The organism is Rhodococcus sp. ENV425 (assembly GCF_002887785.1).
GTDB lineage: Bacteria > Actinomycetota > Actinomycetes > Mycobacteriales > Mycobacteriaceae > Rhodococcus > Rhodococcus aetherivorans.
On record NZ_PCZU01000214.1, the window covers coordinates 1 to 1,441 of the forward strand.

The window sequence follows — 1,441 nt, forward strand, 5'->3', positions numbered from 1 at the left end:
AAGTGGTTGCCGACGTGTCCGCGCACCCACCGGAACCGCACCGGCCCGGACCGGTCGGCGAGGACGCGGTCGATGGCCTGGACCAGATCGAGGTTCTTCACCGGCGCGCCGGTCGCCGTCTTCCAGCCCTTGCGCTTCCAGCCCGGCAACCATTCCGAGGCGCACTTGATGGCGTACTGCGAGTCGGATTCGATGATCATCGGTTCCGGACCGGGATGGGCCTTCAGCGCCTCGAGCAGCGCCCGCAGCTCGGCGATCTGATTGGTGCCCGAGTGCTCCCCGCCCGAGCGGCTCGGTCCCTCGTGATTGACCCACGCCCATCCGATGGCGCCGCCCGGATTGCGAAGGCAGGAACCGTCGGTGCTCACGATGATCATGTGCCAGACCATATCCCGTGGCAGGGGCGACGTCGCGCCCGAGGCGCCGACGCGCCGCGGCTGCGCAGAAATCGCGGCACCCCTCGGCGTGTCGGCGCGAGAAGCGCACGCTCGGCGGGTCGCCGCCTTCGATCCGCACCTCGTCGCACGGTCACCTCGTCGCACAGTACGGTGGACCGGTGCCCGCCCCCGCTCCACCCAGCACCGGCGCGCTCGTCGTCCGCGCCGAGCTGCCTCGGCCGGTGGACGTCGCGCTGACGTTGCAACCCCTGCAGCGCGGGCCCTACGACCCTTGCCATCGCCGCGACGGGCAGGCCGTGTGGCGCACGTCCCGGTTGGCGTCGGGGCCGGTCACCTACCGGCTCGTGCAGGACGGTCCGCGCGGCGTGCGCTGCCACGCGTGGGGTGCCGGGGCCGAGGAACTGTCGGCACACCTTCCCACCCTTCTCGGTGCCGAGGACGACCCGACCGGGTTCCGGCCCGAGCATCCGAGCCTGGCCGAGGCCCATCGCCGCCTGCCGGCCCTGCGGATCCCGCGCACCGGCCGCGTCCTCGAGGCCCTGGTCCCGGCGATCCTCGAACAGCGGGTGCACAGCGTCGCCGCGTTCGCGTCGTGGCGGCGGCTCGTCACGTGGTTCGGCGACGTCGCGCCCGGTCCGGCACCGGAGGGGATGCGGGTGCCCCCGGCCGCCGAGACGTGGCGCCGCGTCCCGTCGTGGGAGTTCCACCGCGCCAACGTCGACCCCGGCCGGGCCCGGACCGTCGTGAGCTGCGCCCGGCTGGCCGACCGCCTCGAGCGGCTCGTCGACCTCGCGCCGGCCGAGGCGCAGCGGAAGCTGCGCTCGATCCCGGGCGTGGGCGTATGGACCGCCGCCGAGGTCGCGCAGCGCGCCTTCGGCGACGCGGACGCGCTGTCGGTGGGCGACTACCACCTCGCGACGATCGTCGGCTGGTCGCTGCTGGGCGCACCACTCGACGACGCCGGCATGGTGAAGTATCTGGAACCGCTTCGGCCGCACCGTTATCGAGCGGTGCGACTGATCATGGCTACCGGCGGGGCGGGG

Annotated in this window: 2 protein-coding genes; one reads left to right on the forward strand and one right to left on the reverse strand. The window is 73.5% G+C overall.

Annotation, left to right across the window (positions count from 1 at the left end; translation table 11 throughout):
• The coding region (locus tag CQZ88_RS18215) for a ribonuclease H (protein ID WP_146034329.1) at positions 1-377 on the reverse strand (377 nt) is incomplete at its 3' end.
• Between the two features lie 179 nt (positions 378-556).
• Here CQZ88_RS18215 and CQZ88_RS18220 point away from each other — a divergent pair.
• Positions 557-1,441, forward strand: an 885-nt coding sequence (locus tag CQZ88_RS18220; RefSeq protein ID WP_102800142.1) for a DNA-3-methyladenine glycosylase, incomplete at its 3' end; no start/stop codon positions are given.